General features: G+C 62.9%; 8 protein-coding genes. 2 read left to right on the top strand and 6 right to left on the bottom strand.

What is annotated here, in order from left to right; translation table 11 throughout:
- Positions 1 to 177 precede the first annotated feature (177 nt).
- The 3 genes from EN991_RS16670 to EN991_RS16660 all read right to left on the bottom strand — a co-directional run bounded on the left by EN991_RS16670 (position 178) and on the right by EN991_RS16660 (position 2,885).
- Positions 178 to 1,206 carry a LacI family DNA-binding transcriptional regulator gene (locus EN991_RS16670; protein ID WP_024501536.1) on the bottom strand — a complete coding sequence of 343 codons (1,029 nt, stop codon included), beginning with the start codon at positions 1,204 to 1,206 and terminating at the stop codon, positions 178 to 180.
- Positions 1,207 to 1,304: 98 nt separating this feature from the next.
- Complete coding sequence (locus EN991_RS16665) at positions 1,305 to 1,634, bottom strand: hypothetical protein (RefSeq protein ID WP_063168517.1); 330 nt, start codon at positions 1,632 to 1,634, stop codon at positions 1,305 to 1,307.
- Between the two features lie 21 nt (positions 1,635 to 1,655).
- Positions 1,656 to 2,885 (bottom strand): MFS transporter, encoded by a 1,230-nt coding sequence (locus EN991_RS16660; protein WP_013530861.1) that lies wholly within the window; start codon positions 2,883 to 2,885, stop codon positions 1,656 to 1,658.
- A 170-nt stretch (positions 2,886 to 3,055) separates the two neighbouring features.
- Between EN991_RS16660 and EN991_RS16655 the strand changes: the two genes are divergently transcribed.
- A complete protein-coding gene (locus EN991_RS16655; RefSeq protein WP_164753871.1) occupies positions 3,056 to 3,346 on the top strand; it encodes a DUF3175 domain-containing protein in 291 nt (96 codons plus the stop codon).
- A 14-nt stretch (positions 3,347 to 3,360) separates the two neighbouring features.
- Here the strand turns inward: EN991_RS16655 and EN991_RS16650 are convergent, their stop codons facing one another.
- Both EN991_RS16650 and EN991_RS16645 read right to left on the bottom strand, forming a co-directional pair.
- Positions 3,361 to 4,137 (bottom strand): FadR/GntR family transcriptional regulator, encoded by a 777-nt coding sequence (locus EN991_RS16650; RefSeq protein ID WP_024501538.1) that lies wholly within the window; start codon positions 4,135 to 4,137, stop codon positions 3,361 to 3,363.
- A 307-nt stretch (positions 4,138 to 4,444) separates the two neighbouring features.
- Entirely contained in the window at positions 4,445 to 5,341 is an 897-nt protein-coding gene (locus EN991_RS16645; RefSeq protein ID WP_127369158.1) for an NAD(P)-dependent oxidoreductase, read from the bottom strand.
- A gap of 119 nt (positions 5,342 to 5,460) precedes the next feature.
- Here EN991_RS16645 and EN991_RS16640 point away from each other — a divergent pair, with 119 nt between their 5' ends.
- A complete protein-coding gene (locus EN991_RS16640) occupies positions 5,461 to 6,399 on the top strand; it encodes an NAD(P)-dependent oxidoreductase (RefSeq protein ID WP_063168519.1) in 939 nt (312 codons plus the stop codon).
- Positions 6,400 to 6,423: 24 nt separating this feature from the next.
- On the opposite strand, the gene EN991_RS16635 is transcribed toward EN991_RS16640, so the two are convergent.
- Positions 6,424 to 7,188, bottom strand: coding sequence for a FadR/GntR family transcriptional regulator (locus EN991_RS16635; protein ID WP_127369157.1), 765 nt, complete (start codon positions 7,186 to 7,188; stop codon positions 6,424 to 6,426).
- Between the last annotated feature and the right edge of the window lie 2 nt (positions 7,189 to 7,190).

Genomic DNA, 7,190 nt, shown 5'->3' with positions numbered 1-7,190 from the left:
CCCTTGCCGCCGCCAGCGGGGCGAAAACTATCATATTATCCATAATAAACAAGTATTAGTTGTCGCTTATGTATAATAAACAGGTGCGACCTGTCGTTCATGCACCTGCCTGTAGGAGATGGTAGCGCTACCAAATTGGCGTGTAAACCGGCATTCGCACAGTCGCTTCTGTGCGTTTCAACGCGCCGTGCTCTCGCGGCGCTTGAGCTCGAAACCGAGGTCTACGATCCGTTGCTCCGGTCTTTTGCCGGCGATCGCAGCAAGCGCCATGGCGACGGCACGCCGGCCGATCTCATAACGATGGGTGCGGATGCTGGTGACCGAAGGAAACGCCACCTGCATCATGTCGAGATCGTTGAAACCGACGATGCCGATCGTCTTCGGCACCGCGATCGAGGCGCGATGGCATTCGAACAAGACGCCGAGCGCGATGTCGTCATTGTTGCAGAACACCCCGTCGAGTGTCGGCACCTTGGCCAGCGCGTCGCGGAACATCTCGCGGCCGAGCGACACGCTGGACAGCACCGGCGTGGTGGTGACGAGGCGCGGGTCGAACAGGCCCGCGGCCTCCATCGCCGCGCGATAGCCGGCAAGGCGCCGCTGCGAACGCGGATCCATGCGCGCGCCGATGAAGCCGATGCGGCGATAGCCGGCCTCGATCAGATGCTCGGTCGCCGCCCTCCCGCCATCGAGATGCGAGAAGCCGACCATCATGTCGACCGGATCGGGACCGGTTTCCATCACCTGCACCACAGGGCAGCCGGCACTTTCCAGCAGCTTTCGCGAAGCCGGCGTCTGATCGATGCCGGCGACGATCAGCGCCGCTGGCCGTTGCGAACCGAACAGCTGCAGCAGCCGCTCTTCCTCGAGGCCGGAATAGTGGGTGTTGCCAAGCTGGATGCGGAACGGGCTGGCCGACAGGCTGTCATAGATGCCGCGCACCACCTCGGCGAAGACGTTGTTGGTAAGCGACGGCACCAGCACGCCGAACACCTCGGCGCGCGCCGAGGCCAGCGCCCGGGCATTCGGGTCCGGCACGTAGCCCAGTTCGTCGACGGCGGCCTGGATCTGGCGGCGCAGCTCTTCGGACACACGCTCCGGCTCGCGCAGGGCGCGCGACACGGTGATGGCGCCGACGCCGGCCTTGCGCGCGACATCCGCGATGGTCGGGCGGCCGCCGCCCCGGCGCGTGCGCGGCTTGGTCAAAATCGAGTCCTCGCAAGATACAGATCGGAAGCCATCGCGCCCGCAGCCGTCATATGTTGTCAAAGTGGGATATTTATCCGCGCGCTTCCTTCTCGACGCTAGGTCAATGTCCGCTCCCCAAAGAGAAAAATCAGCAGAGAAAGAAGACCAAACGAGACTAAAAATCCGGCCCATGCTCCAAACAGGAGCTTGCGAAGCGATCGGAATTCGTCAGCAACAAGAAATCTGTTGAAACGGCTATTCCTGCGGCCGGCTCGCTCGCTCCAACCAAGTGATCTTTCCTCAGTAGTGTCTACAAGCGCTCCGGTTCTGCCGAGCACCAGGATAATCGAATAGAAAATTGCGGCGGCGCCTGCGAGGCATCCCGCGGCGCAGGCCCACACCGCTATTGTTAGAAGAATGGGCTTACCGTGAAGATCGAGATGCATTTTGTGCGCCCGGAATAAGGCTTAAGCTGCAACCGTCAATGATCGCCGCGACCGCCACAATAACAGAACGATCGCCAGTATATTCAAAATATTCCAGGCAATGCCGTTCAGGAACGCAGCCGCATAAGAGCCGGTCAAATCGTAGATCCAGCCCGACATCCAGCCGCCGATCGCCATGCCGAAGATGGTCGCCATCATGACGATGCCGATACGCTGGCCGGCCTCTCTGGCCGGCATATAATCGCGCACGATGATCGCGTAGCAAGGCACGATGCCGCCCTGCGACAAGCCGAACACCAGTGACACCACATAGAGCGAGGCAAGCCCGTCGAACGGGATGTAGAACAGCAGCGACAGGCACTGCAGGACCGAGCCGATCATCAATGTCCACACGGCGCCGATACGGTCGGCGAGGAAGCCGGACGCCAGCCGGCTGACGACGCCGCCCGCCATCATGATCGACAGCATGTCGGCGCCATGTGCGACGCCGTAGCCAAGGTCCATGCAATAGGCGACGATATGCACTTGCGGCATCGACATCGCCACGCAGCAGCCGAGCCCGGCGACGACCAGCAGCACCTGCAAGGCCGCCGGCGACAGCGAGATCGGCTGCACCGACCGGCTTCCGGGCGAACCCGCGACGGCCGCCGCCGGGGCACCGCGCCGCAGCATCAGCACCAGCGGCACCATTGTCACCAGGCAGAAGATGCCGATTGCCGCATAGGTGAAGCGCCAGCCCTCCGCCTTCATCAGCGTCGGCATGATGGTCGGCCACAACGCCCCGGCAAGGTAATTGCCGGCCGCCGCCGCCGTGACCGCAACACCGCGACGGCGGTTGAACCAGTGCGAGATATCGGCGATCAGCGGCCCGAAGATCACCGACGTGCCGATACCGATCAGCACCCCCTGGGCAAGCGTGAATTGCAGGATCGAGGTCGACAGCGCCGCGAGCAGCAGGCCCGCGGAAAGCGCAATCGAAGAGATCAGCGCCGGGATCCAGTAACCCATCCGGTCGATGGCGCGGCCGACCAGCACGTTGCCGGCGGCGAAACCGACCATGGTCGCCGTGTAAGGCATGGACGCCGCGGCGCGGTCGACGCCGAACTCGGCCTGCACGGCGGGCAGCACGACGACGACAGCCCACATGCCCACGGCGCCGATCGTCGCCAGCAGCATCGAGATGGCAAGCCGCATCCAGGCATAGGAGCTGTCGATGCCGGGGCCGGGCTGGAGGCTGTCGGTTCGGGTCAAGGCGTTTCCTGTCGGCGGTCTCGGAGATCGGCTGCCGTTTGCGCCACTATCGGCGCATTCTCAGGCCGCAGCAGCGCCACAGCGGGCAAATCCGTGACTCCAGAGCCAGGGCGGAACCGATGCCGATGTGCGGAGTTTCCCGGCAACCCACCCCGCAAAGGAGTCCTGCGATGACCGCCACCAGGAAAAAATGGTCGGCCGAGGTGACCGAGCACAGCAACGCAATGGATCTTGAGGATCACGTCTTCGAATCTGACGACGCCAGGAAGATCGCCGCCTCGCTGAAACGATCCGCCGAACACAGCCACAGGCGCAAGGCCGGGCCTTTCCAATCCGCCATGTCGATGCTGAATTTTTACATCAACCGCGCCGGCAAGAACTTGCCTGCCGCGCGCAAAAAAGTGCTTGAGGACGCCAAGGGCGAGCTGCGCAGCGCCTTCGGACGTGACAAGGATGATTAGCGGCCGGTCCAGCCCTACCGGGCGCGGATGACGCCGTCTGTGTTGGCGAGCAGTTTGCGCACAGCATTGCGCGCCGCGTCGGGGCGCTGCAGGCGGATGTTCTTCTCGATCGCCTCGTGCAGCTTCTGCGCGTGGTTGAGATCGTCGATCTCCCGTGTCGTATAGGCAAAGAGATGATCGAAGGCGGATTCGATCAGCACGCCGAGCGGCACCAGCAGGTCGTTGCCCGAAGCCCGCAGGATGGCGAGATGGAAGCGCGTGTCGGCGCGGGTCCGCTCCTGCAGGCTCGTCGCCGCGCCCATCTCACGGCAGGCCAGGCTGATCTCGGCCATCTGCTCGTCGGTTCTTCGCATCGCGGCGAACGCGGTCGCTTCCGGCTCGATGATATGGCGGAATTCCTGCACCGTTTTGAGGAACACTTCGCGGTCCGGCGACGTCGCGTACCAGGCCAGCACATCGCGATCGAGCAGGTTCCAGCGTTCCTTCGGCTCGACCCAGCTGCCGATCTTGGGACGTGAGGCCAAAAGGCTCTTGGCCATCAGCATCTTGATCGCTTCGCGCACCGCCGAGCGGCTGACGCTGAACGTCTCCGACCATTTCGCTTCATTGGGCAGGATGGTGCCAGGCGGATAATCGCCGCGCACGATCCTGAGGCCGATTTCACTGGCCAGCGAGGCGTGGACGCTGGAGCCGGGAATACGCGCGGCGTCCGCCCGGCGAACGCCGCCCGGACGGTCCCCGGAGGCCGCTTTCCCCAACGATTTTTCCTTGTTCGGCTTCGCGTCCCGCATGGGGTCCAGAAAGTCTGTATTAAGCAGGCTGTCAAGCGCGGCAAGCGGCTTGCATCGCAAAGCTGCCCGCTGTGCACAGATCAGCCCCGATCCGCCGCTTGATTGGCATGTCGATATTCAGGTCAGGCCGAGCCGAGAATGACGGATTTCGAGAACCGGAGCGCATCGTACTTTTGGGTACGTGAGCACCGGCCTATGCCGACCGTAGCCTTGACTGCCACGACCACTCATAAGTGCTTCGGCCGGCGAAGGCGGAAGCGCAGAAAGCCGTCATTCGCAGGCCGGCATCACCTGAGTGTCGACATGCCTAGGCCTGCTTGACGTATTTGCGCCAGCTATGCTCCGGGCGGAAGCCCAGCACGTCACGCGCCTTGCGGTTGGAGAGCAGCGTCTCGTATTCGCCGAGTTCGGCCTTGACCGGCACGCCGGGGTAGAACCGCTTCAAGAGTTCGGCTGTCGGCAGGTCGGACGAGGTGTCGTCATTGGCCGCGTTGAACACCTGATAGCCGAGCCCGTCCTTCTCTATGGCGCGCAGCGTGATCTGGCCAAGGTCGCGCGCGTCGACATAGCTCCAGGCGATGCGCTTGCGGAAACCCGGATCGGCGAACCATTTCGGAAACAGCGAATATTCGTGCGGCTCGATGACGTTGCCGATGCGCAGGGAATAAATGTCGGTGCCGTTGCGCTGCGCGAAGGCCCGCGCCGTCTTCTCGTTGACGACCTTGGACAAGGCATAGCTGTCCATCGGATCGACGTCATACTCCTCGTCGAGCGGGAAATATTTTGGATCGCGCGGCTCGTTGGCGAAGACCAGTCCATAGGTGGTCTCGCTGGAGGCGATGATTACCTTTCGAATACCGAGCTTAACCGCCGCCTCGATGACATTGTAGGTGCCGAGCGCATTGATGCGGAACACCTCGTTGTCGGTGGTGATCATGATGCGCGGGATGGCAGCGAAATGCACCACCGCATCGACCGGCTGCGGACGCAGCGAGGGGTCGAATTCATGCAGGCCCATATAGCTCGACAGTGCGTTGAACACCTGCCCGCTGTCGGTGATGTCGGTGATCAGCGTGCGCACCTTGGGGTTGTCGAGCGGCCTGGTGTCGATGTTGAGCACCTGGCAGCCTTGCTCGACCAGATACTGGACGACATGGCGTCCGGCCTTGCCGCTGCCGCCGGTGAACATGATCCGCTTCGTCATTTTGCTCTCCACATCCTCAGGAATTTATGTGTATTGTCAGACAATATCGCCATCCGCAACCACCCTCGCCTGCAAAACGGCAGCGCCTGACATCAATCATTGCAACAGGACTTGAAGACATGAACACGACTGCCGCGAGCGAAAAGATCGGCTTCATCGGGCTTGGCCTGATGGGCCACGGGATCGCCAAGAACATCGTCGACAAGGGCTACAGCCTGACCTTTCTCGGCCGCAAGAACCGCAAGCCGGCGGAAGACCTGCTTGGCCGCGGCGCCACCGAAGCATCGACCTCGCGCGATGTGGCGGCGGCATCGACAATCGTCTTCATCTGCGTCACCGGTTCGCGCGAGGTCGAAGCCATCATTCGCGGCCCGGGCGGCCTCAAGGAGGGTTTGAAGAAAGGTTCCGTCGTCGTCGACTGCTCGACCTCCGACCCCGTCTCGACCATTGCGCTTGCCGCTGAACTCAAGGCGCTCGGCATCGATTTTGTCGACGCACCGCTCAGCCGCACGCCGAAGGAAGCCTGGGAAGGCACACTCGACGCCATGGTCGGCGCGCCGGACACCCTCTTTGCCAGGGTGAAACCGGTAATCGAAACCTGGGCCGGCCGCATCGTCCATATCGGCGACACCGGCGATGGCCATCGCATGAAGCTGCTCAACAATTTCATCTCGCTCGGCTACGCCGCGATCTATTCCGAGGCACTGGCACTGGCTGAGAAGGTCGGCATCTCGCCGCCGCGCTTCGACAGCGTCATCCGCAATGGCCGCATGGATTGCGGCTTCTACCAGACCTTCATGCGCTGGACGCTGGAAGGTGACCGCGACGCGCACAAATTCACCATCGCCAACGCCTTCAAGGACCTGACCTATCTGGAATCGATGGCGGGTGCGGCCGGCATTGCCAACCCGCTCGGCAACGCCACCAAGAACGCCTTTGCCGGTGCCCACGCAACCGGCCCGGCCGAGCAATTCGTACCGATGCTGGCAACGCATATCGGGAAGGTGAACGGCGTCGACCTGATGCCGATGAAGGATGGCAAGAAGCAGACCATTTAACCGATTGCCCAACGCAGGCGTCGATCACCGCCTCCAGCGCCCGATCCCTTCATCGGTATCCGCAAGCAGCTTGTGCACGGCGTTGCGCGCGGCGGCCGGGCGCTGCAGGCGGATGTTCTTTTCGATCGCCTCATGCAGCTTCTGCGCCTGGCGCTGATCGGCGACCTGCTGTGTCGTGAATGCGAAGAGATGGTCGAGCGCCGACTCGATCAGCACGCCGAGCGGCACCAGAAGGTCGTTGCCGGAGGCGCGCAGGATGGCCAGATGAAAGCGCGTATCGGCGCGGATACGCTCCTGCAGGCTCAAGGCTTCGCCCATCTCGCGGCAGGCCTGGCTGATTTCCGCCATTTGCTCGTCACTGCGCCGTATGGCTGCAAAGGCCGATGCTTCCGGCTCGATGATATGACGAAACTCCTGCACGGTTCGCAGGAACGCCTCGCGGTCGGGCGCCGTCGCGTACCAGGCCAGCACGTCGCGGTCGAGCAGGTTCCAGCGCTCCTTCGGCTCGACCCAGCTGCCGATCTTGGGGCGTGAAGCCAACAGGCTTTTCGCCATCAGCATCTTGATGGCTTCGCGCACCGCCGAACGGCTGACATTGAAGATCTCGGCCCATCTGGACTCGTTGGGCAGGATGGTGCCGGGCGGATAGTCGCCACGCACGATCCGCAGGCCGATCTCGCCGGCCAGCGAGACATGGACGCTCGCTCCGGCAAAATGCGCGGCACCGGCCTTGCGCATGACAGCCGGGCCGTGGCTGGCTTGTGCCTTGGCCCGGCTGTCATGCGCCAGGC

Source organism: Mesorhizobium sp. M7A.F.Ca.US.005.03.2.1 (genome assembly GCF_003997795.1).
In the GTDB taxonomy this organism is placed as follows: Bacteria; Pseudomonadota; Alphaproteobacteria; order Rhizobiales; family Rhizobiaceae; genus Mesorhizobium; species Mesorhizobium ciceri.
This window is presented reverse-complemented; position numbering and strand designations above follow the sequence as displayed.